The organism is Curvibacter microcysteis (assembly GCF_028649455.1).
Taxonomy (GTDB): Bacteria; Pseudomonadota; Gammaproteobacteria; order Burkholderiales; family Burkholderiaceae_C; genus Curvibacter; species Curvibacter microcysteis.
Window position 1 is genome coordinate 967656 of the sequence record NZ_JAQSIO010000001.1, and the last position, 24901, is coordinate 992556.

The window sequence follows — 24901 nt, forward strand, 5'->3', positions numbered from 1 at the left end:
TCGAACGATCAGACGAGTTCGATGTCGCTGGACTGGATGCGCTTGACGCCCTTGGCGCCCATTTGCTTCCAGGCCGCGGCCAGCGAGCCATTGAGGTCGATGGCGCGGCAGGCGTCTTCGACCACATAGGTCTTGAAGCCCAGGCGGCGCGCATCCAGCGCGGTCCAGGCGACGCAGAAGTCGGTCGCCAGCCCGGTCACGTAGACGGTCTTGATGCCGCGCGCCTTCAGGTAACCGGCCAGGCCGGTGGCGGTCTTGCGGTCGGCTTCTTCAAAGGCGGAGTAGCTGTCCACATGCTTGTGGAAGCCCTTGCGCAGGATGACCTGGGCTTGCGGCACCTTGAGGTCTTTGTGCAGCGCGGCGTCGTCGGTGCCTTGCACGCAGTGGTCGGGCCACAGCACTTGCTGGCCGTAGGCAAGCTTGGTGCTTTCGAAGGGCTTTTTGCCCTCGTAGCTGCTGGCGAACGAGGCGTGGCCCTGGGTGTGCCAGTCCTGGGTGACGACCACGTTCTCAAACGCGGCGGCGATGCGGTTGATCACCGGCACCACCTCGTCGCCCTTGGCCACCGGCAGCGTGCCGCCGGGCACAAAGCAGTTCTGCACGTCGACCACGATGAGGGCGCTGTCAGCGCCGGGCTTGAGGCCGGCGGCCCAGGCCCGGGTGGACAAGGCGCTGCCGGCCAGGCCCATGAGGGCGGCGGACTGCAGGAACTGGCGGCGCTGAGAGATCAAAGACATGGCATCACTCCTGGAAAGTTGAGGGCACTGACAAAACAACACGAAAGCGCACAGCCTCAAGCAGAAGCCGTGCCGCCTTCAAACACTCAGGTAGGCCCGGCGCACGGCCTCGTTCTCGGCCAGTTCGGCCATGCTGGCCTGGTAGCGGATCTGGCCTTTTTCCAGCACGTAGGCGCGGTCGGACACCAGCTCGGCAAAGTGCATGTTCTGCTCGGACAGCAGAATGCTCACGCCCTGCGCCTTGAGCTCGAGGATCATGTGGGCCATCTGCTCGACGATCACCGGGGCCACGCCCTCGGAGGGCTCATCGAGCAGCACCAGGTAGGGGTTGCCCATGAGGGTGCGCGCCACGGTCAGCATCTGCTGCTCGCCGCCGCTCATGCGGCCGCCGGGGCGCTGCTGCATCTCGCCGAGGTTGGGGAAGAGCTTGAACAGGCGCTCGGGCGTCCATTCGGGCGCGGCACTGCCATCGGGCCAGCGGCGCGGCGGCTGGCGGCCCACGGCCAGGTTCTCGGTGACGGTGAGGTCGGTGAAGATGCGCCGGTCTTCCGGCACAAAGCCCAGGCCCAGGCGCGCGGCGGTGTGCGGTTCGCCACGCGAGATGTCCTGGCCCATGAAGTGGATCTGGCCTCGGCGCTTGGCCAACATGCCCATCAAGGCCTTCAAGGTGGTGGACTTGCCGGCGCCGTTGCGGCCCATCAAAGCCACGACTTCGCCACGGCGCACCTCCAGGTCCACGTCGTAGAGGATTTGCGCCGCGCCATACCAGGCGGCCAGGCCCTGGGCCTGCAACAAGGGGGTGGAAGAAGGGACGGCAGCGCTCATGCAACAGACTCCACCGCAGACGCGGCTGCGGGATCGGGGGCTTGGTTTTTCTCGAAGGTCTTGCCGGAGCCGAAGTACACCTCCTGCACCTTGGGGTGGTCGCGCAGTTCGAGGGGCTTGCCCTCGGCAATCAGGCGGCCCCGCGCCAGCACGATCATGCGGTCGGCGTAGGCGAACACCACGTCCATGCTGTGCTCGGTGAACAGCACGGCCATGCCCCGGTCGACCACCAGTTGCTTGGTCAGGGCCATGAGGTCATTGCGCTCTTTCGGGGCCATGCCGGCGGTGGGCTCGTCCATCAACAACAGCTTGGGCGAATTGGCCATGGCGATGGCCAGCTCGACACGCTTGACGTCGCCGTAGGCCAGCTCGCTGCAAGGCCGGTCGGCCTGGGCCCGCATGCCCACCTGGGCCAGCAGGTCGAGGGCCTGGTCGCGCTTGTGCTCGGAGGCCTTGCGCCAGAAGGAGAACAAGCGGTCGTCCACCGACAGCAAGGCCATCTGCACGTTCTCCACCACGCTCAGCGAGGCAAAGGTTTCGGCGATCTGGAAGGTGCGGCCCACGCCCATGCGCCAGATGTCGCGCGGCTTGCGGCCGACCAGCTCCTGGCCGTTGAGCAAAATGGAGCCGCTGTCGGCCGGCAACTGCCCGTTGACCATGTTGAAGGTGGTCGACTTGCCCGCGCCATTGGGCCCGATCAAGGCCAGCAACTCGCCTGCGGCCAGCTCGAAGTGGATGCCATCCACGGCCTTGACGCCGCCAAAGGCCTTGCCCAGGCCGGCAACTTTCAACAAGCTCATGCCTGCTCCTTGGTGGTGGTGTGGATGGCGGCTGCCGCGCGGTGGCGGCGGCGTTCTTGCCAGCTGTCAATCAGGTGCTTGATCGAGCCCGCAATGCCCTGCGGGAACAAGAGCACCAGCAACAAAATGATGGCGCCCAGCATGGCGCGCCAGTAGTCGGTGTTGCGCGCCACGGTGTCGTGCAGCCAGGTGAAGGTGACCGCGCCCACCACCGGGCCCGACAGGGTTTGAATCCCGCCCAGCAGCACCATGACCAGGCCGTCCACCGACTTGCCCACGGCCAGGGCCTCGGGCGAAATGCTGCCCTTGGAGAAGGCAAACAAGGCGCCGCCCAAGCCGGCAAAGCCTCCCGCGATGATGAAGCCCACCCACTGCATGCGCTTGACGTCGATGCCAATCGCGTCAGCGCGCAGCGCCGAGTCCCGGCCCGCGCGCAGGGCATAGCCGAAGGGCGAGAACAGCACGCGGCGCAGCAGCAGCACGGCCCCGGTGACCAGTGCCAGGGTCAGGTAGTAGTAGTTGACCTTGTCCGCCAGCCAGGCCGCCGGCCACACCCCGGTGAGGCCATTGCTGCCGCCGGTGAAGCCATCCCACTGGTAGCAGATGGCCCAGGTGATCTGGGCAAAGGCCAGGGTCAGCATGGCCAGGTAGGTGCCTGACAGGCGCACGCAGAACCAGCCGTAGATCAGGGCGCCCACCGCCGCCGCAAAGGGCGCCAGCACCAGGGCCAGCTCCATGGGGATGCCGGCCGAGCGCACCAGCAGCGCGGCCGCATAGGCACCCAGGCCAAAGTAAGCCGCGTGACCGAACGAGTGCATGCCGGCCGGGCCCATGATGAAGTGCAGGCTGGCCGCAAACAGGGCGGCGATCATGAGGTCGATCATCAACACCGACAGGTAAGGCGAGCCCGCCGTGAGCCAGGGCAGCAGCACCAGGGCGGCCATCAGCGCGGCACCGCCCAGCTTGAACCAGCGCCCGGGGTGGCGCAGCGGCGCCTCGGCCAGGCCGGTGTGCCGGCTGTTGGCCTGGGCCTTGCCCATCAGCCCCCAGGGCCGCACCACCAGCACCACGGCCATGACGAGGAATTCGACCACCAGGGTCAGTTTGGAAAACGACACACTGACGCCAAACAGCTCCACCACGCCCAGCCAGATGCAGATGGCCTTGATCTCGGCAATCAACAAGGCCGCCGCATAGGCGCCCGGGATCGAACCCATGCCGCCCACCACCACCACCACGAAGGCGGCGCCGATGGTGTTCAGGTCCATCTCCAGCGTGGCGGGTTCACGCGGCAGTTGCAGCGCCCCACCCAGACCGGCCAGCAGCGCGCCCAGGGCAAACACCGCCGTAAACAACCAGGCCTGGTTGACGCCAAGCGCACTGACCATCTCGCGGTCTTGCGTGGCGGCGCGCACCAGCGTGCCCCAGCGGGTGCGGGTCAGCAGCAGGGTGAGCGCGCCCAGCACCAACGGGCCGACCACAATCAGGAACAGGTCATAGGCCGGGAAGTTGCGGCCCAGGATGTCGACCGAACCCGCCAGCCCTGGGGCGCGGGGGCCCAACAGTTCTTCGGGTCCCCAGATCCACAGCGCGGCGTCCTTGATCACCAGCACCAGCGCAAAGGTAGCCAGCAGCTGGAACAGCTCGGGCGCCTTGTAGATGCGGCGCAGCAGCACCATCTCCACCAGCGCGCCGAGCACCCCGGTGATGACGGCGGCCAGCAGCAGCGCGGGCCAAAAGCCCAGGCTGGCGCCGAACTTGCCGACCAGGCTGTAGGCCAGGTAGATGCCGACCATGAAGAAGGAACCGTGCGCAAAGTTCACGATGCGCGTGACCCCGAAGATCAGTGACAGCCCCGCCGCCACCAGGAACAGCGAGGACGCCCCCGCCAGCCCATTGAGCAGCTGCACCACAAAGCTCGAAACACCCATGCCAAATCCTTTAGGGAAGTGCGCCACCCAGCTGGCGGGCGGCCACAGCGGCGCCCGGACTCCCGTCCGGCACGCCGTCAAACAAGGTCCAACTCAGTCGGCGGGACGCAGCTTCTTGACCTCTTCGGCCGTGGGCTGGAACTTGGCACCATCGAGGTAACGGTAGTCCACCATCACGCCCTTGCCACCGTCGTTCTTGGTGCGCCCGATGTAGCCGCCCATGGTCGATTGGTTGTCTTCGGGGCGGTAGGTGATGCGGCCAAACGGCGTCGGCACCTGCAGGCCCTTGAAGGAGGTGATCAGCTTCTCGGTGTCGGTGGAGCCGGCCTTCTTGATGCCTTCGGCCAGCGACTTGATGGCGCTGTAGCCCACGATGGAGCCCAGGCGGGGGTAGTCGTTGAACTTGGCTTGGTAGGCCGTCAGGAAGGTCTTGTGCTCTGGGGTCTGGATGCCATACCAGGGGTAGCCGGTGACGATCCAGCCGTTCGGGCTTTCGTCCTTGAGCGGGTCCAGGTACTCGGGCTCGCCCGTGAGCAGGCTGGCCACTTCACGGCCCTGGAACAGGCCACGGGTGTTGCCTTCGCGCACGAACTTGGACAGGTCGGCACCGAACAGCACGTTGAACACCGCATCGGGCTTGGCGTCCGCCAGGGCCTGCACCACGCTGCCGGCGTCGACCTTGCCCAGCGGCGGGGCTTGTTCAGCCACGAACTCGACATCGGGCTGGGCCGCCTTGAGCAGGGTCTTGAAGGTGGCGGCTGCAGACTGGCCGTACTCGTAGTTGGGGTAGACCAGGGCCCAGCGCTTTTTCTTCAGTGCAGCGGCCTCGGGCACGATCATGGCCACCTGCATGTAGGTGGACGGGCGCAGGCGGTAGGTGTAGCGGTTGCCGTTTTGCCAGACGATCTTGTCGGTCAGCGGCTCACCGGCCAGGAAGAAGACCTTCTTTTGCTTGGCAAAGTCGGTCAGGGCCAGACCGATGTGCGACAGGAAGGAGCCCGTCAGCACGTCGACTTTTTCACGCGACAGCAGCTCTTCGGCCACACGCACGGCGTCGCCGGGGTTGGCGTTGTCGTCGCGCGTGATCAGCTCGACCTTCTTGCCCAGCAAGCCGCCGCCGGCGTTGATTTCGGAGATCGCCAGCTCCATGCCTTTTTTGTAGGGCTCGAGGAAGGCGGGCTGCGCCTTGTAGCTGTTGATTTCACCGATCTTGATGACGTTGTCGGCATGGGCCAGGCCCAGGCTGGTGGCCAGGGCGGCCAGTGCGGTGGCACGCATGAGGGAAGGGGTCAGCGGCATGGGAAGCACTCCTGTGGGTGGGTGGGGGTGAGTGAGTGAGCGGGAGCTGGTGGGGGAAGCGGGGGCGGTCGGCGCGGCTTCAGCGCAGGCCGTCCTGGCCTTTGATTTCATGGGCTTGCAAGCCGCCGATGCGGGGCAGCGGACGGCCCCCGTCGGTGACCACCACGGCGACCACGATCTCGTTGGCGCGCGGTGCGTCGGCCACGCGCGCCTCCATGGCGTCAAAGTGGCTGCGCACGTAGGCGGCGTCCTTGTGGCCCAGGGGCACGTCGATGGCGGTGCCCAGACCGCCGCGTTTCTTGGACGAGGGCACCAGGGCCGCGCCTTTTTCAACCGCTTCGCGCAAGGGGGCGCCCAGTTTGGGGTGCAGGATGGCGGCGGCGTGCTCCAGCTCGCCGGCCTCGCCCACGATGGCGGCCTTGCCGTAGCTGTGGGCCTGACCAGGCTCAATGCCCAAGGCCTGCACGCAGCGGCGGCCCAGCAGGCCGCCGAGTTCTTCACCGATGGCCACCAGGGCGTCGAGGTTTTCTTCGTAGCGGCCGGCAAAGGGGTTGTCGATCACGGCCATGGCCAGCGCCTTGCGCACCGGCGGGTTCACGGGGCGGCCCATCTCGACGCGGACTTCGTCCACCTGCACGATGATTTTGCGGATCTTGGCACTCATGTTCTGTTCCTCGAATCGGTTCTCGTTGGGGGCGGTGCGGGCGGCGGCGCTCAGCGCAGGCCGTCCCATTGGCTGATGGCGTCGGCGGCCAGGCCGGCCACCCGGGCATGCACGCGGGGACCGGTGCTCATGGCCAGGATGAAGACGATCTCGTCGGGCAGCGGTGCGCCGGGCACGCGCACCTCGATGGCGTCAAAGTGGCTGCGCACATAACTGGCGTTGATGTGGGTCAGCGGCACGTCCAGTGCGGCGCCCGGGCCACCGACCTTCTTGGTCGAGGGCACGATGGACAAGGCGTTGCCAGGTTGGCCCGTCTTGACCTCGGCAGCACCTTTTTTGTAGGCGTCGCGGTCGCCCTTCCAGCCCAGCAGTTCGCGCATGGCGTAGCCGCCGGGCACATGCCACAGCGCACCGTGTTCCAGTTCGCCGGCGGCGCCAATGATGGCGCCCTTGCCGTAGCCTTCGATGCGCTCGACGGGCACGTCCATGGCGGCGCGCAGGCGCTGTGCCATGTCGATGCCCACCGCCTGCAGCGCGTCCATCATGGGCAGGATGTCTTGCACATAGCGGCCAGCAAAGGGGTTGGTGAGCACGGCCCCAATGGCACCACGCTGGAGCGGCACGGCCGCCGGCGGCCCGAATTCGTGCCGGATTTCTTCAACATGGGTGAAAACGCGTCGGATGTCGATCATGTCTGGTGCCTGTGCATTTCGTTAAGCAAATACTGAACCAACTTCATTTTTGAGCCATGGCGCCGGGCTATTTTCGGGCCTGCTGAGCGCGCCTGGGTGTTCGGTGCTGAGCACCTGCTGCTGGCAGCTCAGCAGGGCGAACCATACCAGCCCCGCAGCCCTCAATTCTTCCGCTTTTTTCAAGCCCCGGTGCAGGGCCTGGCGCAGCAGCGCCTCGGGCAGGGGAGGCACCGCCACCGTGACGGGAATCGACCCCAGGTCGCTGTCGTCGCGCAGCTCGCCGGCCGGGCGGCGCTCGATGCCGGGATGGTCCACATTGACGGCGTTGGCGATCACCGTGGCCGCCGCATCGGCCTGGGCCGCTGTGGCGGCCAGCACGGTGACGCTGTCGGCAATGCCCAGCGAGTGGCTGCGCCCGCGCCAGCCGCTGGTGGCCACCCCGCGCACCGGCCACTCGGCGGGCAGCTCGAACTGGCCATCGAGCTGCAGGCCTTGCCGCAGCTGCGGCAGGTCCAGCCGGGCCAGGTCGGCAAACAAGCCGATGCGGGCGCGCTGACCGGGTTGCAGGTGCAAGGCGATGTCGCCGCCGTTGTTGACCCAGGCGCGGCGCACACCGGGCACGGCGTAAGCGGCCACGATCTCTTGCGCCACCGCGCCCGCCACCGCCGCCATGGGGGTAATGAATTGCTGCGGTGCAAACGGAAGGCAGGCCTGCCACATGCGGCGCGCCACCGGACCTTGCAGCGCACAGTGCGTGCCGACGGGCTGGCGCAGCGTGGGCAGCTCGGCCACCAGCTCGGGCAGCACCTGTTCAAAGCGCTGCCAGGCGCGCTCGTGCGCGGCCGCCAGCGCCGGGGCGTCGCCCTCGGCGCCGATCACCAGGTCGATGGGGCCGTGCTGAAAATGCCAGCGGGCGTCGGGCAGCAGGTGGCGGGTGGCGTGCATGGGTGGGTGCGGTGGAGACGGTGGCTCAGCCCAGCAGCGGTGGCTGGCCCAGCGGCCACGGGTTGGCCTCGGGCAGGGTCAACCACTGCAGGGACTGCGGCGCGCCGTCGTTGTGCCAGGCGCCGCGCTGCAAGACCTCTTGCAAGCCACGGATCTGGCCCATGTGCCCGCCCAGGGCCTCGTAATCACTGCGCCGCATGCTGAACTCGATGGGCGCCACGATGGCGGGCGTGGGCACGGTGCCAAAGCTGTTGTCGGGCATGCGCAGCACGTCGGCCATGACGGTGATGCCGCCACCTGGCCACACGTAGGCGGGCGCGCCCCCCACGGTGACATTGACCAGCGCTTGCTTGATGGAGCGCGTGAGCAGCACGGGGTTTTCAGTGACGCCCGCGCGCAGGCTGCCGCCCGCCCCCGCCAAGAACAGCACGGTGGACAGCGAGGGCTCGCAGTTCTCGCCGATGCGGTCGACGATGCGGCGCACTTCGGCCGGCATCTCGGTTTCGACCGGCTGCAACTGCGCGTCCAGCACGTACCAGCTGGCGTGTTCGCCGGTGGTGGACGTCATCAGCAAGCGCAGGCCGGGCCAGGCCACCACCGGGTCCCACGGGTCCAGGATGGACAAGGGCTCGGCAATGTCGGTGCCGCCCCAGCCATTGCCCGGGTTGGCCACCTGGAAGTAGCGGCCCGGCGTGGACTTGCGCCCGCGCATGGCAATCCCCGAAGGCTTCATGTCCAGGCAGCGCCCGGCCTGGTGCTCGGTCAGCACGCCGGTGATGTGGTCGTCCACCACCACCACCTCGTCCACCAGACCAAAGAACTGGCGCGCAAAAATGCCCACCGCGGCGGAGCCGCAGCCCACGCGCATGCGCTGCTCGGCCACGCCATTGACGATGGGGGCACGCCCCGCCTGGATGACGATCTGCGAGCCGCCGTCGATGGTGAACTCAACCGCTTGCTTGTTGCCCAGGGCCTGCATCATCTCGGCGGTGATGCGCCCTTCTTTCTTGCTGCCGCCGGTGAGGTGGTGCACCCCCCCGAGCGACAGCATTTGCGAGCCGTACTCGGCCGTGGTGACGTGGCCCACCACCTCGCCCTTGCAGCGCACATTGGCCTGCTCGGCGCCCAGAAAGCGGTCGGTGTCGATCTTCACCTTGAAGCTGCAGTAGCTGAAGATGCCCTCGGTGACCACCGTCACCATGTCCACCCCCTGCTGCTGAGAGCCGACAATGAAGGGCGCGGGTTTGTAGTCGGGGTAGGTGGTGGACGAGCCCACACCGGTGACAAACACCTGCTCGCTGTGCAGCAGGTCGCCGGACCAGGCTGGCATGGGGGCTGCCGTGTCGGATGCCGCCACCTCGGCGCTGCGCCCGGCAAAGGGGACCAGGGCTGCTTCACCGGCGTCCAGGCTGCGGCGCAAGACCACCACCGGATCCAGGCGAACCAGGGTGCCGCCATGGTTGGCGTAGCGGTCGCAGGCGCCGGCGCGGCCTTCGGAGATTTGGCACAACACGGGGCAGGCATTGCACTCGACCTTGGCGCTGTTCATGCGCTCATTGCGGGGCCGGGCCCGCTCCATCACCTGCGGCAAACCCGGGGCATCGAGTCCCGGCAATCCATCGGTCTTGGTGTGTTCAGTCATCTCTGAAGATTGGTTTGTGGGGGCCAAAAGACAGCTTGTGCAGCCATTTCATTTTGTGTAGCATCCACTTAACAAAAATGTGGCGTTCACTACATTGGAGGTCAATGTAGCGCATTCACTGCAGCCCCGCAACGGTATTTTTCCGCTCCCAAAAAGGGGGCATCAGGAGCCCCGATTTGATGCACACCCCGCTCAGCGCCCCGCTTCGGTGCCCCCGGCCAGCCCACCCTGACAGCGCCCAAAAAAGAGGGCCATGCAACTTGCGGAACAATGGAGGGGCGTGAGCCAGTCGCCTGCCCGGCCAAAAAATCGGAAAATCCCCCGCCCCAGCGCCCTGCCTTCACCCCTTTATTCAACTTTGTGACCTGAACACCATGAGTGCCTTTCTTGAAGAAACCGTGCTGTCCGTCCACCACTGGACTGACCGCCTCTTCTCCTTCACCACCACCCGCGACACTGCTTTGCGTTTCTCCAACGGCCACTTCACCATGATCGGCCTGCGCGTGAACGAGAAGCCGCTGCTGCGCGCCTACAGCATCGCCAGCGCCAACTACGAAGAACACCTCGAGTTCCTCAGCATCAAGGTGCCCGAAGGCCCGCTGACCTCGCGCCTGCAGCACATCCAGGTGGGTGACAAGATCGTGGTGGGCAAGAAGCCCACCGGCACCTTGCTGATCGACTACCTGCTGCCTGCCAAGCGCCTGTACATGCTGTCCACCGGCACCGGCCTGGCCCCGTTCATGAGCCTGATCCGCGACCCCGAGACCTACGAGAAGTTCGAAGAAGTCGTGCTGGTGCATGGCGTGCGCCAAGTCAATGAACTGGCCTACCACGACTACATCACCCAAGAACTGCCCCAGCACGAGTTCCTGGGCGAGATGGTCAGCCAGCAGCTCAAGTACTACCCCACCGTGACCCGCGAGGCCTACAAGCACCAAGGCCGCGTGACCACCGTGATCGAAAACGGCCAACTGGCCGCCGACCTGGGCCTGCCCGCGCTGAACCCGGTCGAAGACCGCGTGATGATTTGCGGCAGCCCCGAGATGCTGCGCGACCTCAAGCACATGATGGAAGCGCGCGGCTTCAAAGAAGGCAACACCACCAAACCCGGCGACTTCGTGATCGAACGCGCCTTTGCCGACCAGTGAACGGCCCGGTGGGCCCCGCCACGGAGGCACGGGCCCACTTTTTTTTGCAGCCGCTGCGGCGGCTGGCCCATCCCTTGCTCTGGATCCACCATGTCTGCCACCCCCAGAAAGACCCGGACCGCAGCGAAGTCAAGCCCCCTGGCGCGCCGCCCGGGCGTGCGCGAGCAAGCGGCTCAAACCACCCGCGACAACATCTTGAAAGCGGCCATCAAGGTGTTTGCCCGCTATGGCTACGATGGGGGCAGCCTGGAGAAGATCTCCAAAGCGGCGAAGTCCTTCGACCGCATGATTTACTACTACTTCGGTAGCAAGGAAGGTCTCTACATCGAGGTCATCGAAGAAATCTACCGCCGCATGAACGAGGCCGAGGCCAAGCTTGATCTCGATCCCGATCAGCCGGTGGACGCTTTGCAGGCGGTGATCCGTTTTGTGGTCGGTTACTACCGGCGCAACCCCGAATTCGTCACCCTGCTCAACACCGAGAACCTGCACAAGGGCAAGCACATCGTCAAATCGGTGCGCGCCCGCGAGTACTCCTCGCCCGCGATCGAAGTGATCCGCCAACTGCTGGCCAGTGGCCAGGCCCAGGGCCTGTTCCGGCCCGACATGGCCGCGCGCGACCTGTACCTGCTGATCGCCGCCAACGGCTACTTCTACATGTCCAACCGGCACACGCTGTCGGCCTTTCTGGGCGAAGACCTGGAAGCCCCCGAGGCCCTGGCGCACTGGGAAGAATTCGTCATCGACACCGTGCTGCGCGCCGTGGCCCCGCACCCCCCGTTGGCCGCGCCCACCCCTGCGCGATCGCGTGCCAGCACCAGGCCACCAGCCGCCAGCGCCTGAACCCGACCCTTGCCTGACCCGCCGCCCCGCCGGGGTGGGGGTCTTCCGACCTCACCCCCACAGGAGCACACCATGGCAGAACCCGCCGCCGGCGCCAAGTCCGGCAAAGTCGTCATCCAGAACATCGGCCTCTTGCTGTCAGGCGATCTCGATCACCCGATCCTCGACGCTGACACCGTGGTCGTGCATGACGGCCTGATCACGGCCGTGGGCCGCTACAAGGACTGCGACACCGAGGGCGCGCAAACCGTCATCGACGCACGCCAGACCTGCGTGGCGCCAGGCCTGATCGACAGCCATGTGCACCCGGTGTTTGGCGACTGGACCCCGCGGCAAAACCAGATCGGCTGGATCGACTCGACCATGAACGGTGGCGTGACCACCATGGTCTCGGCCGGCGAAGTGCACCTGCCTGGCCGCCCCAAGGACATCGTCGGTCTGAAGGCGCTGGCCATCACCGCGCAGCGCTCGTTTGACAACTTCCGCCCTGGCGGTGTGAAGGTGATCGCGGGCGCGCCGGTGATTGAAAAAGGCATGACCGAGCAGGACTTCAAAGACCTGGCCGACGCGGGCGTGACCTTGCTCGGCGAAGTGGGCCTGGGCTCGGTCAAGGCCGGCTACGAAGCCCAGCAAATGGTGGCCTGGGCGCGGCAACACGGCATCCAGAGCACCATCCACACCGGCGGCCCCTCGATCCCGGGCTCGGGCCTGATCGACAAGGACGTGGTGCTGGAGGCCGATGCCGACGTGATCGGTCACATCAACGGCGGCCACACCTCCTTGCCCTGGAAGCATGTCTGCGAGCTGTGCGAGAAGTCCTCGCGCGCCATCGAACTGGTGCACAACGGCAATGAAAAAATCGCCATCCAGGCCGCGCGGGCCGCGATGGAACTGAAGTGTCCGCACCGCGTGATCCTGGGCACCGACGGGCCCGCCGGCTCGGGCGTGCAGCCCCTGGGCATGCTGCGCATGATTGCGCTGATTTCGAGCTTCGCCAACATCCCGGCCGAGCTGGTGTTCTGCTTTGCCACCGGCAACACGGCGCGCATCCGAAACCTGAACTGCGGACTGATCGAGGTGGGCCGGGCCGCTGACTTTGTCTTCATGGACCGGGCCCAGCACACCGCCGGCAAGACCTTGCTGGAGAGTGTCGAGCTCGGCGACATCCCAGGCATCGGCATGGTGATGATCGACGGCCTGGTGCGCTGTGGCCGCAGCCGCAACACGCCGCCGGCCACCGAGATCCCGGTGGTCCTCAGCGGCGCGCACTGAACCCCGCTGAGGGGCAGGCAAGCGGGGCACGGCGCTATCGCCCAGGCGACGGCAGCCCTGGGCAGGGCTTCCTAGAATCGCGCAGCGCCCCACCTCTGCGGGCGCGGAGACCTGTCATGCACGCCCCTGCCCTGCACCAGCTGCAAGCCCATTTGCAGCAGCTCATCGACCAAGGCCTGCTGCCCGGGGCGGTGGCCCTGATCCAGCAACGCGGGGACACCGTGCTGTTCGAGGCCCTGGGCGCGCAGCGCCCCAGCGGCCCCCCCATGGCGCGCGACACCTTGTTCCGCATCTACTCGATGACCAAGCCCATCGTGTCCTTGGCGGTGCTGAGGCTGATGGAACAAGGCCGGCTGCAACTGGCCGACCCCGTGTCGCGTTACGTTGCGAGCTTTGCCCAGCAGCAGGTGTGGACGCCGCAAGGCCTGGTCCCGGTGCAGCGCGACGCCACCCTGCACGACCTGCTGCGCCACACCGCCGGCCTGAGCTATGCCTGGGAGCCCGGCCCGGTGGCCGAGGCCTACCTCGGGGCGCGCATCGGCTCGCGCCGGCACAGCAATGAACAACTGGTGGCCGCCCTGGGCCCCCTGCCCTTGCAGCACCAGCCGGGCAGCACCTGGGAATACAGCCGTGCCACCGACGTGCTGGGCGCGGTGCTGGAGGTCGTCACTGGCCAAACCCTGGGCGAGGCGCTCAACACCCTGGTGCTGGGCCCGCTGGGCATGGACGACACCGGCTTTTGCGTGCCCGCCGGCCAGCAGCACCGCCTGGCCGAGCCTTTTGAGCGCGACCCGCAAACCGGCGCTCCCGTGCAACTGATCGATGTGAGCCAGCCGCCGGTGTTTGAGTCAGGCGGCGGGGGCCTGGTGTCCAGCGCCAGTGACTACGCGCGCTTTTTGCAACTGATGCTGGGCGGCGGCAGCCGCCACGAGCCCACCACTGGGCAGACGCTGCGCTTGCTCAGCCCGGCCACCCTGCGCTTCATGACCACCGACCACCTGGGTCCACGCCCGGTGGCGGGCGACATCCTGGCACCCGGCCACGGCTTTGGTCTGGGCGTGGCGGTGCGCCGTGAAACCGGCCTGGCCGCGCGCCCAGGCTCGGCCGGCCAGTACAGCTGGAGCGGCCTGGGCGGTACGGTGTTCTTTGTCGATCCCGCCGAAGACCTGTTGGCCGTCTTGCTGACCCAGGCCCCGGGCCAGTTGCGCCACCTGATCGAGCTGTGGCCCGCCTTGGTCTACGCGGCGCTGTGAAGCACACGCCGCCGCGCTGAGCCCCCCTCACACGCAGCACACGGCGCCCCGGGTCAGGCTTGAACACGCCTGCTCAGCGCGTGCCGTAGCTCTTGCCCGTGGCGGCCGGTGAGGCGTTGGCGTTGGCCGCGCTGCTGGTGCCCGTGGTGGCGCCTGAACGCGCGCTGCTCAGACGGGCCACGCCCCCTTCCAGCACGACCGCCGCGCCCAAAGGCAAGGGCTCGGCCTGCTGCAGGTCGCGCTGGCTGCCGTCTTCCATGCGGATGCGGATTTGGTAGCCGCCCTGAGGCTGGCCCGCCATGGCCGAGGCCCCGACCACGGCGCCAGCGGCGGTGGCAGCCACGTTGTGACCGCCAGGACGAGCAGACGAGGTGCCATAACCCGCGCCGGCTTGCGCCCCCACCGCCGCACCGGCAGCCCAGGCCGCCCCCGGCGGCAAACCGCCCGAGCTGATCGCCTGCACCGACTCCACCCAACCGCAGTTCGGGCAGGCCGGGGCCGTGCCGTAAACGCCTTGCAGGGCACGCGGCGGCTCGCCCTGGGGCGGCAGGGCCGGTGGACGCAACAATGCGGGGGGCGGTGGCAGGGCCGGGCCAGAACGGGGGGCATCGTCGACACGGGCCCCTGGCGCCTCAGGGCGCGAGGCTGGAGCCGTGACCACGGGCGGCCAGGCCGCCTCAGGCGCTGCTGGGGCCGGTGACCGCTGCGGCAAGGCCGGTGGCACAGGCTCAGCGGGCCGGGTCTGGATGTGGATCACCGTGGCCAGCAAGGCCAGGCCCACCACGCCCAGCCAAGGCAGGACTGAAGTCCACCAGCGGGGCCAGGAAGGCCTGTTGCCCGCAGGCGGCAGCGGCGAAGCGTGGACAGAGACAGCCATGGCAAACCCTTCTTCAAGGCGGGCCCGAACAGACCCGCTCAACATCAGGTGGCAATTTAAGAGGCTCAGGTCACAGCTTGCTGACAAAGCGTGAACTTCGCGTCAAAGCCGGGCAAAAACCGCGTCGGTGCGCGGGTTTCAGAGCTGCGGCGCCAGCAGGCGGCGCAGCGCGTCCTCAGGCAGACCGCGGCGCTGGGCCATGTCCTGCAGCTGGTCTTCCGCGATCTTGCCCACGTTGAAGTAGGTGCTGTCCGGGTGGCTCAAGTAGAAGCCGCTGACGCTGGCGGCCGGGGTCATGGCCAGGCTCTCGGTCAGGCCCATGCCGATGTCGTCGCACTGCAGCAGCGCAAACAGCTCGCGCTTGACGCTGTGGTCCGGGCAGGCCGGGTAGCCCGGCGCGGGGCGGATGCCCTGGTACTGTTCGGCAATCATCTGTTCATTGCTCAGGGCCTCATCGGCGGCATAGCCCCAGAGGTCGCTGCGCACGCGGTGGTGCAGGCATTCGGCAAAGGCCTCGGCCAGGCGATCGGCCAGGGCCTTGAGCATGATGGCGGAGTAGTCGTCGTGCTGGTCCATGAAGGCCTGCTCGCGCTTTTCCACGCCCAGGCCGGCGGTGACGGCGAACACGCCCACGTAGTCGGCGCGGCCGCTGTCTGGCGGGGCCACAAAGTCGGCCAGGCAGCGGCTGGGGCGCATCACGCCGTCCACGGCCTGCTTTTCGGTCTGCTGGCGCAGGCCGTACCAGGTCAGCGCGACCTGGCTGCGGCTCTCGTCGGTGTAGAGCACGATGTCGTCATCGCCCACGCGCTGCGCCGGGTAAATGCCCATCACGGCGCTGGCGTTGAGCCAGCGGCCCTCGATGATTTTTTGCAGCATGCGCTTGCCGTCTTCAAACACCTTGCGCGCCTCGACGCCCACAATCTCGTCGTCCAGGATGGCCGGGTAAGGGCCGGCCAGGTCCCAGGTCTGGAAGAAGGGGCCCCAGTCGATGTACTTGGCCAGCTCGGCCAAGTCAAAGTTCTTGAACACGCGCCGGCCAATGAACTTGGGCACCGGCGGGGTGTAGGCGGCCCAGTCCAGCGGGGTCTTGTTGGCGCGGATCTTGGCCAAGGGCCACAGCGGGGTCTGCTTCTTGTTGGCGTGCTGCTGACGCACCTTGTCGTAATCGGCGTTGAGCTCGTCCACATAGCCTTGGGCGTTGTCGGACAGCAGACTTTGCGCCACGCTCACGCTGCGTGAGGCGTCGGGCACGTAGACCACCGGGCCTTCGTAGTGCGGCGCGATCTTGACCGCCGTGTGCACGCGGCTGGTGGTGGCGCCACCGATGAGCAGCGGAATCTTCTTGACGCGGAAGTGGTCGTCCTTTTGCATCTCGGCGGCCACGTACTGCATCTCCTCGAGGCTGGGCGTGATCAGGCCCGAGAGGCCCACGATGTCCGCGCCCTCGACCTTGGCGCGCGCCAGGATCTCGTGGCAGGGCACCATCACGCCCATGTTCACGACCTCGAAGTTGTTGCACTGCAAGACCACCGTGACGATGTTCTTGCCGATGTCGTGCACATCGCCCTTGACGGTGGCGATGATGATCTTGCCCTTGGAGCGCACATCGCGGCCAGCGGCCTCGTCCTGGCGCTTTTCTTCCTCAATGTAGGGAATCAGGTGGGCCACGGCGGACTTCATCACGCGCGCGCTCTTGACCACCTGGGGCAGGAACATCTTGCCCTGGCCGAACAGGTCACCGACCACGTTCATGCCGTCCATCAAGGGGCCTTCGATGACGTGCAGCGGGCGACCGCCCTTGGCCAGGATGGCCTGGTAGGCCTCTTCGGTGTCTTCGGTGATGAATTCGGTGATGCCGTGCACCAGCGCGTGCGACAGCCGCTGCTCGACCGTACCCGCGCGCCATTCGAGGCGCTTGCTCTCGTCCTTGGCGCCGCTCTTGGCGGTCTCGGCGATTTCAACCAGGCGCTCGCCCGCATCGGGGCGGCGGTTCAGCACCACGTCTTCGACGCGCTCACGCAGCGTTGGCTCCAGGTCATCGTAGACACCGACCATGCCGGCGTTGACGATGCCCATGTCCATGCCCGCCTGGATGGCGTGGTACAGGAACACGGTGTGGATGGCCTCACGCACCGGGTCATTGCCGCGGAAGCTGAAGGAGACATTCGACACGCCGCCCGACACCTTGGCGCCCGGCAGGTTCTGCTTGATCCAGCGCGTGGCGTTGATGAAGTCAACCGCGTAGTTGTTGTGCTCTTCGATGCCGGTGGCGATGGCAAAGATGTTGGGGTCGAAGATGATGTCTTCGGGCGGAAAGTCCACCGCGTCGACCAGCAGGCGGTAGGCCCGCTCGCAGATCTCGATCTTGCGCTCGTAGGTGTCGGCCTGGCCTTTTTCATCGAAGGCCATGACCACCGCGGCGGCGCCATAGCGGCGCAGCAACTTGGCCTGCTGCAGAAAAGCGGCCTCGCCTTCCTTCATGCTGATTGAGTTGACGATGCCCTTGCCCTGGATGCAGCGCAGGCCGGCCTCGATCACGCTCCACTTGGAGGAGTCGATCATGATCGGCACGCGGGCGATGTCGGGCTCGGATGCGATCAGGTTCAAAAAGCGCACCATGGCGGCCTGGCTGTCGAGCATGGCCTCGTCCATGTTGATGTCGATCACCTGCGCGCCGTTTTCGACCTGTTGGCGCGCCACGGCAAGGGCCTCCTCGAACTGGCCGTTCAGGATCATGCGAGCGAAGGCCTTGGAGCCGGTGACGTTGGTGCGCTCGCCGATGTTGACGAACAAGGTGCCCTCGCCAATGCGAACGGGCTCCAGACCCGACAGCAGCATGGGGGGAACAGAAACGAGGGACTTTTCGGGCATGAGACTCACCTGGAGGGACGGCTGGGATCAGGTGAGCGTCGTTGAAATCACGAAAAGCCTCAAGCCTGACAGGCCCCGGGGGGCCTGCTGCAACGCTCCTTGAGATACCATGATTTTACTGCGTCAAGCATTTCCCCTGATCGCCCCCTGTTCCAAACGCCCCACCATGTTCGAATCCTTGATGAACCGGCTCCATCCCCGCAAGCGCCGGCGCTTGTCGGTGCAGGACTCGCCGGCGGCCGAATTGGCCGCGCAAATGCTGCACGCGCCCGCGGCGCTGATCCAGCTCTCCGCCGACGATGCCCGCCGCGTCGTGAGCTACATGGAGCCCTACCGCCTGCTGGCCGGCCAGTGCTTCATGCGCGAAGGCCAGACCGAGGACACGGACTACATGCTGCTGATCCTTGAGGGCGATGTGATGGTGGAGAACTTCATCGTCAGCCGCCGCACCCCCATCACCACCGCCGTGATCGGCGCCGGGGCCCTGGTGGGTGAACTGGGCCTGCTGGATGGCTCGGCCCGCTCGGCCACCTGCACCACCTGCACCGATGTGCTGGCGGCCAAGCTGACCCGCCAGGCCCTGGGCGATTTGCTGGAAGAAGACCCCACGCTGGGCGTGAAACTGCTGCTGGCCATTGGCGTGCACATGAGTAACCGGGTGCGCGAACGCACCGACAAACTCAAGAGCTACGCCGCGCTGATCCAGACCATGCAGCAGGAGATGGACCGCCTGATCCCGTCCTGAGCCCAGCCAACCCGCACTCAGGGTGCGGCGGACGCGGGCAGGCCAAACACGCGGTCAAACACCCAGTTGAAAACCAGGGTGTAGACCAGAAAAAACACCAGCAGGCCCACATCCATGACCAGGGACTGCCACAGGCTGACCTCGAACCACCAGGCAAACAGGGGCACGAAAAACAGCAGCAAGCCGCCCTCAAAGCCCACCGCGTGGGCCGCACGCCGCGCGAAACTGCGCCCACGCACCGCCTGACGGGCCTCCCAGCGCTCGAACAAGGCGTTGAACACCAGGTTCCACAGCACCGCAATCGCCGACGAAGCGACCCCCATCACCCCCGCATGGCCCAGGCCGTCGCCCGACATCTGGGCCAGGCCCCAGCTGGAGCACACGATGGCCAGGCCCTCGTAGCAAGAGACAAACACCAGGCGGCGGCGCCAACCCTGCAAAACGACCCACCCAGCGCGGGGAGCAATGGGGGCCGCCGTCGGGGCGGTGGGCAAAGAGGGGGGCAAAGGCGTGGACATGGCCGCTACTTTATGTGCTCATGGTTGATACTTAAAGTCAGCTCCTTTCAGAATTTCTGACATATCAAAGCCATGGCCTTCAGCTCCGACAACATCGACGTCTTTCTCAGCGTGCTGGACCGGGGCTCGTTTTCGGCCGCTGCCCGCGCCCTGGGCCGGGTGCCCTCGGCCGTGAGCATGGCCATGGCCCAGCTGGAGGCCGAACTGGACCTGAGCCTGTTCGACCGCAGCAGCCGCGAACCGCGCCCCACCCCAGCCGCACGCGCCCTGGAGCCGCAGGCGCGCCAGCTCGCGGCCCAGCTGCGCCAGCTCAACACCCAGGCCCTGGCACTGAACCAGGGCCTGGAAGAGCGCCTGACGCTGGCGATTGCGCCCGAGTTGCTGGCCGCGCAGTGGAGCGGCCCACTGGCCACGCTGGCGGCCGAGCACCCGCTGCTGCAGGTCGAGGTGCTGGCCGCGCCCCAAACCGATGCCCTCAAGCTGCTGCACAGCGGCCGCGCCCAACTGGCCCTGGTCTTTGAGCGCCCCAGCCTGGATGGCCGCGAAGGCTTTCAGGAAGTGGGCAGCGAAACCCTGGTGGCCGTGCTGGCGCCCAGCCACCCCGCCCTGCGACAAAGGGCGGGGTCCGACCCTGCCGCGGCCCCGGATGCGTTTCGGGAAAACCTGCTGACCGAGTTGCGCCAGATCGTGGTGGCCAGCCGCGACCTGGCCCAGAGCGACCCGCGCTTCGTGTTTGGCCGCCACTGTTGGCGCACCGACAACCAGGTCGCTGCGCTGCGCCTGATCGAGGCCGGCCTGGGCTGGGGTTGGCTGCCGCAGTCCTTTGTGCGCTCGCCACTGGCGGCGGGCACCCTGGTCGAGCTGCCATTTGAGAACCTCACCAACGGCCTGACCCTGTGGGTGGACGTGGTCTGGTCCAAAGAGCGCCCGCTGGGCCTGGGCGCGCGGCGCTTCATTGAGCTGATTCAGGCGCAGGACGGGCGCCCCCCACGGGCTTGAGGCCCAGAACCAGCGCCACGTGGACGCCGGTCACGCGCGCCGCGCACCGCCCTTGTGGGCGCAGCGGCGGCCTGCTTGACAACCGGTCCCGGGGGTCTGGACAGCAGGCGCGCTTCACTCAGTCAACGGCGTCAGGCATCCGACCCTGGGCTTGCAACATGGTGACCCTTCAAGCCCTGGTTTTTGGGGCGCTCAGCTTGAGGGCTGCACATGGACGACCATTCCTTACCGACCCTGAAACTGTCGGGCCTGGGCCAGGACGCCCGACGCGACCTGCTGGGCGCTTTGCGCATGCTCAACAGCGTTCACAGCGGCCTCCACAGGCCTTGGCGAATGGGCATCATGAAGGCGCTGGACGACCCCACGCGCTGGGGTCAATACGACGGACTGATACAAGACCTCGTGCGCGAATTCCAGGAAAGACTGCACCCCACCCGCATGCCTCCGCTGGATTGGCACCTGATCAAGGCCATGCTTTGGACTGAAACCGGCGGTGAAGTCAAGCACTGGTACACGAACCCCATGCAGATCGGCCTGTACGACGACCCCGGAATCGACGTGGTGCTGGGCGGCAAAGAAAAGATCGACCTGATCCTGCCACCTGCGGCCCGGCAAGGGCTGAGCCGGGAGGCAATCACCACAGACCCCGTGTTCAACCTGCGCGCCGGACTGGCCTACCTGCTCAATCGCCTGGCCCTCTCTGAACTGCGCACCGAAGCAGCCCCGGAGGCACCCGTGGTGAACGACGTGGTGCGCCCGGGGGACACCTGGCCCCGGATGGCCTCCCGACACAGGTCTTCCGTGGACCACCTCCACGCCCTCAACCCCACACTGAACACCGCCCTGCAGCCTGGTCAGGCCTTTCGCGCCCAGTGTGTGCGCACCGTGAGGGTCATCACGGGCTGGCGCGACTTCACGCCCGAAACGCTGGCGCTCTACAACGGTCGGGGCGACCCCATGTACGCCCAGAAGATCCGCTATGTCGTCGAGCTCCTCCACCTGGGCCACCTGTACGGCCTGATGTCATGAAGCGCCCAACACGTCTGCTGAGGCCAGTCGCGCTGGCCGCGCTGATGGCCCTGTCCTCAGCGGCGGCCCCGCGCGTTCTGGTGCCCCAGTTGGAGACCCAGGGCCGCGTCTGCCACGGCCACTTCCACGCCACCGACCGCCGGGTGAGCTTTCGTTCTCAAACCCTGAACTGCCTGAACCGCCGCTACACCCGCTACCGCGAAGAAGCCATTTCGCGGCCCGACATCCCTTTGTTCGGCACCCGCAGCCAGGTCTTCCACCTGCCCCGCGCCACCGCCCAATGCCGTGTCACCGTCATCGAAGTGGTCGAACCGGCTGACCCCGACGCCGGGTATTGGTACCTCTTCTTTTATGCCAATGAAGAGGCGTTCAGCACCAACCGTTTCTACGAGAACACGGCGCAGAACAATGTGCTGCCCTGCATGGGCTACGAAGTCGTCTGGCCCAGGCCGACCCCACCGTCGGGTGGCAAGGCCGCCCACGGCTCGCCCTGAAGCAGCACCATGAGCCGTCTTTGGCCACTCATCGCAATGGCGGCACTGGCTGCCCAGCCCGGCCTCACGGCCCCGCGCGTTCTGGTGCCCCAGTTGGAGACCCAGGGCCGCGTCTGCCACGGCCACTTCCACGCCACCGACCGCCAGGTGAGCTTTCGCTCTCAAACCCTGAACTGCCTGAACCGCCGCTACACCCGCTACCGCGAAGAGGCCATTTCGCGGCCCGACATCCCTTTGTTCGGCACCCGCAGCCAGGTCTTCCACCTGCCCCGCGCCACCGCCCAATGCCGTGTCACCGTCATCGAAGTGGTCGAACCGGCTGACCCCGACACCGGGTACTGGTACCTCTTCTTCTATGCCAACGAAGAGGCGTTCAGCACCAACCGTTTCGATGACGACCCAGCGCAGCACAATGTGCTGCCTTGCATGGGCTACGAAGTCGTCTGGCCCAGGAAGGCCCGGCTCGGGGGCCGGGGGACGCCCGGGGTGGGCCCTGCCTCGCCCGGCTTAGCGCCCCAGCCTCAGGCTGCTTCGCGGTAGGCGCCAAAGCGCCCGGCCACGGGCAGCACGCGCGAGGGCACGGTCTGCACGGCCTGGGCGATGGCGCCGATGTGGTCGGGCGTGGTGCCGCAGCAGCCGCCCACGATGTTGACCAGGCCTTCGGCCGCGAACTCATGCACCAGGCGGCTGGTGACGTCGGGCGTTTCGTCAAAGCCGGTGTCGCTCATGGGGTTGGGCAGACCGGCGTTGGGGTAGCAGCTGATGAAGGTGTCAGGCGCGACGCGGTTCAGCTCCTGGATGTAGGGGCGCATCAAGGTGGCGCCGAGCGCGCAGTTCAAGCCAATGGCCAGCGGTTGCGCGTGGCGCACGCTGTGCCAGAACGCGGTCACGGTCTGGCCGGAGAGGATGCGGCCCGAGGCGTCGGTGACGGTGCCGCTGATGATCAGCGGCAGGCGTTCGCCGCTGGCCTCGAAGAACTCGTCGATGGCAAACAGCGCGGCCTTGGCGTTGAGGGTGTCGAAGATGGTCTCGACCAGCAGCACGTCAGCGCCGCCCTCGACCAGGGCCTCGGTCTGTTCGTAGTAGGCGGCGCGCAGCTCCTCGAAGCTGACATTGCGTGCGCCGGGGTCGTTCACATCGGGGCTGATGCTGGCGGTCTTGGGCGTCGGGCCCAGGGCGCCAGCCACATAGCGCGGCTTGTCGGGCGTGCTGTACTTGTCGCAGGCAGCGCGCGCCAGTTGGGCCGAGACCAGGTTCATCTCACGCGCCAGCGGCGCCATGTCGTAGTCGGCCTGGGCCACGGTGGTGGCGCCAAAGGTGTTGGTCTCGATCAGGTCGGCACCCGCAGCCAGGTAGCTTTCGTGGATGCTGCTGATCACGTCCGGGCGGGTCAGGCTGAGCAATTCGTTGTTGCCCTTGATGTCTTTGTGAAACCCAGTGAAGCGCTCACCCTGGTGACCTGCCCCGGTGTAGCCGGCGCCCCGGTACTGCTCTTCGGAGAGCTTGAAGCGCTGGATCATGGTGCCCATGGCGCCATCCAGGATGGCAATGCGGCGGGACAGGATTTCGGGCAGCGCCTGGGCGCGCGTGTAGACAACGGGTTTCATCCCCCGATTGTAGAAAACCCGCCCGGGCCGCCCAGACAACAGGGTTTTGCGATGGCGCGCCTGGCCGCGCCGCCAGCTTGAAACCCCCTGTTACAAATAAAGCTTCTTTGCTAGACTGGATGGTTATTTGGTGCAGATTTGAATGCTCAAGCCTGCCCACGTTCGCAGGCATTCCGGTGCCCCTCGGGGCCGACCTTCGCATCAAGGAATCGCATGGCCATCTGGCACAAGCAAGTCTGGAGCTCAATCGACAGCGCGGTGGACAACCCCGATGTCCTGGCGCTGCACCGCCTGTGGAGCCGCCTGCAAGGAGGCCAGCCGGGGCACTTGCCCAGCCTGGCTGCGCTGTCCATGGAGGGGCCGCTGGCGCCCTTCGCCGCCCGCATGACGGCCTACGAAGCCCTGCCCGACGGGGACTACCTCGGCCGCTACTGCGGCGAGCAGTTTCGCCACGATGCGCGCGGCGACCCGACCGGCCAGCGCCTGAGCCAACAAGAGCCCGAGATCGCCGCTTTCCAGCGGGACCACTTCAACCAAGCCGCACAACGCGGCCAGGCCGTGTACGTGCTGCACGCCAGCCACACCAATCCCTGGGTGCTGACCTGGGAGCGCCTGGTGATGCCCGTGCGCGCAGACGACGGCCGCCCCTGGGTGCTGGTCTTCAACGACCCGCTCGAGTCACGGGCACGCCTGCTCGAAACCGTGCTGGACAGCGCCAGCGACGCCATCCTGACCCTGCGCAGCCTGCGCGACCCGCTGGGCGTGCAGCACCGCTGGCTGATCACCGTGGCCAACCGCGCGTTTGCCCGCTTGGGCGGTTGCACCTTGCCCAACCTGCGTGGTCACTTGGTGCACGAATCCGTGCCTTTGTGGGAGCAACTGGGCCTGGAGGCCGACTGCCGCGCCGTGGTGCAGACCCGCCAGCCCTGCCGCCGCGAACTGGAGCAACGCCGGGGCGAGGGCAGCCAGTGGTACAGCGTGCACATCGATCCCTTGCTGGATGGCTGCGTGCTGCGCCTGACCGACATCACGGCCAGCAAAGACAAGGAACACGCCCTGCTGGCGGACAACGCCGAACTGCGCCAACTGGCCTGGCAGGATGGGCTGACCGGCCTGCTCAACCGCCGCGCACTGGACGTCATCCTGGAGCGCGAGGTGGCGCGCGCCCTGCGCCTGAGCGAGCCGCTGGCGGTGGTGATGTGCGACATCGACCACTTCAAGGCCTTCAATGACTTTTATGGCCACCTGATTGGTGACGACTGCTTGCGCGAGGTGGGCCAGGTGCTGGGTGGCGTGATCCAACGCGCCACCGACATGGTGGCCCGCTATGGCGGTGAAGAATTCACCCTGGTGCTGCCCAACACCCGCCTGACCGGTGGCCTGGACCTGGTGCAGCGCATCCAGCAAGCCCTGCACGACCGGGGCCTGCCCGACGCCACCTCGCCCAATGGCAAGCTCCTGACCCTGAGCTTCGGCGTGGCCGAGTTCGACCCCCGACGCGACCCCACAGCCCACGCCTTCATGCAGCGCGCCGACAGCGCGCTCTACCGCGCCAAACACCAGGGGCGCAACCGCGTTGGTCTGGCCCACGCGCAGGACATCGAGGTGCTGGAGAGCACATTGACCCTGGCCTGAGATAATCCGCCCCCGACCGACTGCGCGGCGCCTTGGGCGCCGCGCCTGTTTCGGGCCTGCGGCCACTGCACCGCC

At 66.9% G+C, this 24901-nt stretch carries 23 protein-coding genes and 1 riboswitch; of the genes, 10 read left to right on the forward strand and 13 right to left on the reverse strand.

Annotated features, from left to right (window positions below; translation table 11 throughout):
* Nucleotides 1–8 precede the first annotated feature (8 nt).
* From pncA to PSQ39_RS04405, 9 genes are all read right to left on the reverse strand, one after another.
* On the reverse strand, nucleotides 9–737 hold the full coding sequence (pncA, locus tag PSQ39_RS04365; RefSeq protein WP_273925443.1) for a bifunctional nicotinamidase/pyrazinamidase: 729 nt from the start codon (nucleotides 735–737) through the stop codon (nucleotides 9–11).
* Nucleotides 738–815: 78 nt separating this feature from the next.
* A complete protein-coding gene (locus PSQ39_RS04370) occupies nucleotides 816–1562 on the reverse strand; it encodes an ABC transporter ATP-binding protein (RefSeq protein WP_273925445.1) in 747 nt (248 codons plus the stop codon).
* Nucleotides 1559–2362, reverse strand: a complete 804-nt coding sequence (locus tag PSQ39_RS04375) for an ABC transporter ATP-binding protein (protein WP_273925446.1) — start codon at nucleotides 2360–2362, stop codon at nucleotides 1559–1561. The genes PSQ39_RS04370 and PSQ39_RS04375 overlap by 4 nt, the downstream gene beginning before the upstream one ends.
* Nucleotides 2359–4293, reverse strand: coding sequence for an ABC transporter permease (locus PSQ39_RS04380; protein WP_273925448.1), 1935 nt, complete (start codon nucleotides 4291–4293; stop codon nucleotides 2359–2361). The genes PSQ39_RS04375 and PSQ39_RS04380 overlap by 4 nt, the downstream gene beginning before the upstream one ends.
* 93 nt (nucleotides 4294–4386) lie before the next feature.
* Nucleotides 4387–5592: an ABC transporter substrate-binding protein gene (locus tag PSQ39_RS04385; protein ID WP_273925450.1), complete on the reverse strand. Its 1206-nt coding sequence runs from the start codon at nucleotides 5590–5592 to the stop codon at nucleotides 4387–4389.
* Between the two features lie 79 nt (nucleotides 5593–5671).
* Nucleotides 5672–6256, reverse strand: a complete 585-nt coding sequence (locus PSQ39_RS04390) for an amino acid synthesis family protein (protein ID WP_273925452.1) — start codon at nucleotides 6254–6256, stop codon at nucleotides 5672–5674.
* A gap of 50 nt (nucleotides 6257–6306) precedes the next feature.
* A complete protein-coding gene (locus PSQ39_RS04395) occupies nucleotides 6307–6948 on the reverse strand; it encodes an amino acid synthesis family protein (protein WP_273925455.1) in 642 nt (213 codons plus the stop codon).
* A 21-nt stretch (nucleotides 6949–6969) separates the two neighbouring features.
* Nucleotides 6970–7893 (reverse strand): UPF0280 family protein, encoded by a 924-nt coding sequence (locus PSQ39_RS04400; protein ID WP_273925456.1) that lies wholly within the window; start codon nucleotides 7891–7893, stop codon nucleotides 6970–6972.
* Between the two features lie 25 nt (nucleotides 7894–7918).
* Nucleotides 7919–9535: a 6-hydroxynicotinate reductase gene (locus PSQ39_RS04405; RefSeq protein WP_273925457.1), complete on the reverse strand. Its 1617-nt coding sequence runs from the start codon at nucleotides 9533–9535 to the stop codon at nucleotides 7919–7921.
* Between the two features lie 374 nt (nucleotides 9536–9909).
* Here PSQ39_RS04405 and PSQ39_RS04410 point away from each other — a divergent pair, with 374 nt between their 5' ends.
* The 4 genes from PSQ39_RS04410 (at nucleotide 9910) to PSQ39_RS04425 (ending at nucleotide 14051) form a co-directional block, all read left to right on the forward strand.
* Nucleotides 9910–10683, forward strand: coding sequence for a ferredoxin--NADP reductase (locus PSQ39_RS04410; protein WP_273925458.1), 774 nt, complete (start codon nucleotides 9910–9912; stop codon nucleotides 10681–10683).
* Nucleotides 10684–10773: 90 nt separating this feature from the next.
* Nucleotides 10774–11526: a TetR family transcriptional regulator gene (locus PSQ39_RS04415; RefSeq protein WP_273925459.1), complete on the forward strand. Its 753-nt coding sequence runs from the start codon at nucleotides 10774–10776 to the stop codon at nucleotides 11524–11526.
* Between the two features lie 72 nt (nucleotides 11527–11598).
* Nucleotides 11599–12798 carry an amidohydrolase family protein gene (locus tag PSQ39_RS04420; protein ID WP_273925460.1) on the forward strand — a complete coding sequence of 400 codons (1200 nt, stop codon included), beginning with the start codon at nucleotides 11599–11601 and terminating at the stop codon, nucleotides 12796–12798.
* Nucleotides 12799–12914: 116 nt separating this feature from the next.
* Nucleotides 12915–14051 (forward strand): serine hydrolase domain-containing protein, encoded by a 1137-nt coding sequence (locus PSQ39_RS04425; RefSeq protein WP_273925461.1) that lies wholly within the window; start codon nucleotides 12915–12917, stop codon nucleotides 14049–14051.
* Between the two features lie 73 nt (nucleotides 14052–14124).
* On the opposite strand, the gene PSQ39_RS04430 is transcribed toward PSQ39_RS04425, so the two are convergent.
* Together PSQ39_RS04430 and metH are read right to left on the reverse strand one after the other, a co-directional pair.
* Complete coding sequence (locus PSQ39_RS04430; protein WP_273925462.1) at nucleotides 14125–14928, reverse strand: hypothetical protein; 804 nt, start codon at nucleotides 14926–14928, stop codon at nucleotides 14125–14127.
* Nucleotides 14929–15066: 138 nt separating this feature from the next.
* Nucleotides 15067–17799: a methionine synthase gene (gene metH, locus PSQ39_RS04435; protein WP_273925463.1), complete on the reverse strand. Its 2733-nt coding sequence runs from the start codon at nucleotides 17797–17799 to the stop codon at nucleotides 15067–15069.
* Nucleotides 17800–17825: 26 nt separating this feature from the next.
* A riboswitch (S-adenosyl-L-homocysteine riboswitch) is annotated at nucleotides 17826–17906 on the reverse strand.
* A 59-nt stretch (nucleotides 17907–17965) separates the two neighbouring features.
* On the opposite strand from metH, the gene PSQ39_RS04440 reads away from it, so the two are divergent.
* Complete coding sequence (locus tag PSQ39_RS04440; protein ID WP_273925464.1) at nucleotides 17966–18544, forward strand: cyclic nucleotide-binding domain-containing protein; 579 nt, start codon at nucleotides 17966–17968, stop codon at nucleotides 18542–18544.
* 17 nt (nucleotides 18545–18561) lie between these two features.
* Here PSQ39_RS04440 and PSQ39_RS04445 read toward each other — a convergent pair whose 3' ends face one another.
* The gene (locus tag PSQ39_RS04445) at nucleotides 18562–18984 is read right to left on the reverse strand and encodes a PACE efflux transporter (protein WP_273925634.1); all 423 of its coding nucleotides are present in this window, start codon (nucleotides 18982–18984) and stop codon (nucleotides 18562–18564) included.
* Between the two features lie 150 nt (nucleotides 18985–19134).
* Between PSQ39_RS04445 and PSQ39_RS04450 the strand changes: the two genes are divergently transcribed.
* From PSQ39_RS04450 to PSQ39_RS04465, 4 genes are all read left to right on the forward strand, one after another.
* Nucleotides 19135–20061 carry a LysR family transcriptional regulator gene (locus PSQ39_RS04450; protein WP_273925465.1) on the forward strand — a complete coding sequence of 309 codons (927 nt, stop codon included), beginning with the start codon at nucleotides 19135–19137 and terminating at the stop codon, nucleotides 20059–20061.
* 210 nt (nucleotides 20062–20271) lie between these two features.
* Complete coding sequence (locus PSQ39_RS04455; protein ID WP_273925467.1) at nucleotides 20272–21090, forward strand: LysM peptidoglycan-binding domain-containing protein; 819 nt, start codon at nucleotides 20272–20274, stop codon at nucleotides 21088–21090.
* Nucleotides 21087–21584, forward strand: coding sequence for a hypothetical protein (locus tag PSQ39_RS04460; protein ID WP_273925468.1), 498 nt, complete (start codon nucleotides 21087–21089; stop codon nucleotides 21582–21584). The genes PSQ39_RS04455 and PSQ39_RS04460 overlap by 4 nt, the downstream gene beginning before the upstream one ends.
* Nucleotides 21585–21593: 9 nt before the next feature.
* Entirely contained in the window at nucleotides 21594–22124 is a 531-nt protein-coding gene (locus tag PSQ39_RS04465; RefSeq protein ID WP_273925469.1) for a hypothetical protein, read from the forward strand.
* Here the strand turns inward: PSQ39_RS04465 and PSQ39_RS04470 are convergent.
* Nucleotides 22106–23191: a homocysteine S-methyltransferase family protein gene (locus PSQ39_RS04470; protein WP_273925470.1), complete on the reverse strand. Its 1086-nt coding sequence runs from the start codon at nucleotides 23189–23191 to the stop codon at nucleotides 22106–22108. The two genes, PSQ39_RS04465 and PSQ39_RS04470, sit on opposite strands and share 19 nt — an antisense overlap.
* Nucleotides 23192–23404: 213 nt before the next feature.
* Between PSQ39_RS04470 and PSQ39_RS04475 the strand changes: the two genes are divergently transcribed.
* On the forward strand, nucleotides 23405–24826 hold the full coding sequence (locus PSQ39_RS04475) for a GGDEF domain-containing protein (protein WP_273925471.1): 1422 nt from the start codon (nucleotides 23405–23407) through the stop codon (nucleotides 24824–24826).
* Nucleotides 24827–24901 lie beyond the last annotated feature (75 nt).

What these genes read in the sequence shown, in the direction of transcription:
- PSQ39_RS04475 (WP_273925471.1), top strand. Translation starts at nt 23,405, where the DNA reads ATGGCCATCTGGCACAAGCAAGTCTGGAGCTCAATCGACAGCGCGGTG.
- PSQ39_RS04390 (WP_273925452.1), bottom strand. Translation starts at nt 6,256, where the DNA reads ATGAGTGCCAAGATCCGCAAAATCATCGTGCAGGTGGACGAAGTCCGC.
- PSQ39_RS04410 (WP_273925458.1), top strand. Translation starts at nt 9,910, where the DNA reads ATGAGTGCCTTTCTTGAAGAAACCGTGCTGTCCGTCCACCACTGGACT.
- PSQ39_RS04450 (WP_273925465.1), top strand. Translation starts at nt 19,135, where the DNA reads ATGGCCTTCAGCTCCGACAACATCGACGTCTTTCTCAGCGTGCTGGAC.
- PSQ39_RS04405 (WP_273925457.1), bottom strand. Translation starts at nt 9,535, where the DNA reads ATGACTGAACACACCAAGACCGATGGATTGCCGGGACTCGATGCCCCG.
- PSQ39_RS04375 (WP_273925446.1), bottom strand. Translation starts at nt 2,362, where the DNA reads ATGAGCTTGTTGAAAGTTGCCGGCCTGGGCAAGGCCTTTGGCGGCGTC.
- PSQ39_RS04465 (WP_273925469.1), top strand. Translation starts at nt 21,594, where the DNA reads ATGAGCCGTCTTTGGCCACTCATCGCAATGGCGGCACTGGCTGCCCAG.
- PSQ39_RS04425 (WP_273925461.1), top strand. Translation starts at nt 12,915, where the DNA reads ATGCACGCCCCTGCCCTGCACCAGCTGCAAGCCCATTTGCAGCAGCTC.
- PSQ39_RS04380 (WP_273925448.1), bottom strand. Translation starts at nt 4,293, where the DNA reads ATGGGTGTTTCGAGCTTTGTGGTGCAGCTGCTCAATGGGCTGGCGGGG.
- PSQ39_RS04440 (WP_273925464.1), top strand. Translation starts at nt 17,966, where the DNA reads ATGTTCGAATCCTTGATGAACCGGCTCCATCCCCGCAAGCGCCGGCGC.
- PSQ39_RS04395 (WP_273925455.1), bottom strand. Translation starts at nt 6,948, where the DNA reads ATGATCGACATCCGACGCGTTTTCACCCATGTTGAAGAAATCCGGCAC.
- PSQ39_RS04420 (WP_273925460.1), top strand. Translation starts at nt 11,599, where the DNA reads ATGGCAGAACCCGCCGCCGGCGCCAAGTCCGGCAAAGTCGTCATCCAG.
- PSQ39_RS04455 (WP_273925467.1), top strand. Translation starts at nt 20,272, where the DNA reads ATGGACGACCATTCCTTACCGACCCTGAAACTGTCGGGCCTGGGCCAG.
- PSQ39_RS04460 (WP_273925468.1), top strand. Translation starts at nt 21,087, where the DNA reads ATGAAGCGCCCAACACGTCTGCTGAGGCCAGTCGCGCTGGCCGCGCTG.
- pncA (WP_273925443.1), bottom strand. Translation starts at nt 737, where the DNA reads ATGTCTTTGATCTCTCAGCGCCGCCAGTTCCTGCAGTCCGCCGCCCTC.
- PSQ39_RS04470 (WP_273925470.1), bottom strand. Translation starts at nt 23,191, where the DNA reads ATGAAACCCGTTGTCTACACGCGCGCCCAGGCGCTGCCCGAAATCCTG.
- PSQ39_RS04370 (WP_273925445.1), bottom strand. Translation starts at nt 1,562, where the DNA reads ATGAGCGCTGCCGTCCCTTCTTCCACCCCCTTGTTGCAGGCCCAGGGC.
- PSQ39_RS04400 (WP_273925456.1), bottom strand. Translation starts at nt 7,893, where the DNA reads ATGCACGCCACCCGCCACCTGCTGCCCGACGCCCGCTGGCATTTTCAG.
- PSQ39_RS04430 (WP_273925462.1), bottom strand. Translation starts at nt 14,928, where the DNA reads ATGGCTGTCTCTGTCCACGCTTCGCCGCTGCCGCCTGCGGGCAACAGG.
- PSQ39_RS04415 (WP_273925459.1), top strand. Translation starts at nt 10,774, where the DNA reads ATGTCTGCCACCCCCAGAAAGACCCGGACCGCAGCGAAGTCAAGCCCC.
- metH (WP_273925463.1), bottom strand. Translation starts at nt 17,799, where the DNA reads ATGCCCGAAAAGTCCCTCGTTTCTGTTCCCCCCATGCTGCTGTCGGGT.
- PSQ39_RS04385 (WP_273925450.1), bottom strand. Translation starts at nt 5,592, where the DNA reads ATGCCGCTGACCCCTTCCCTCATGCGTGCCACCGCACTGGCCGCCCTG.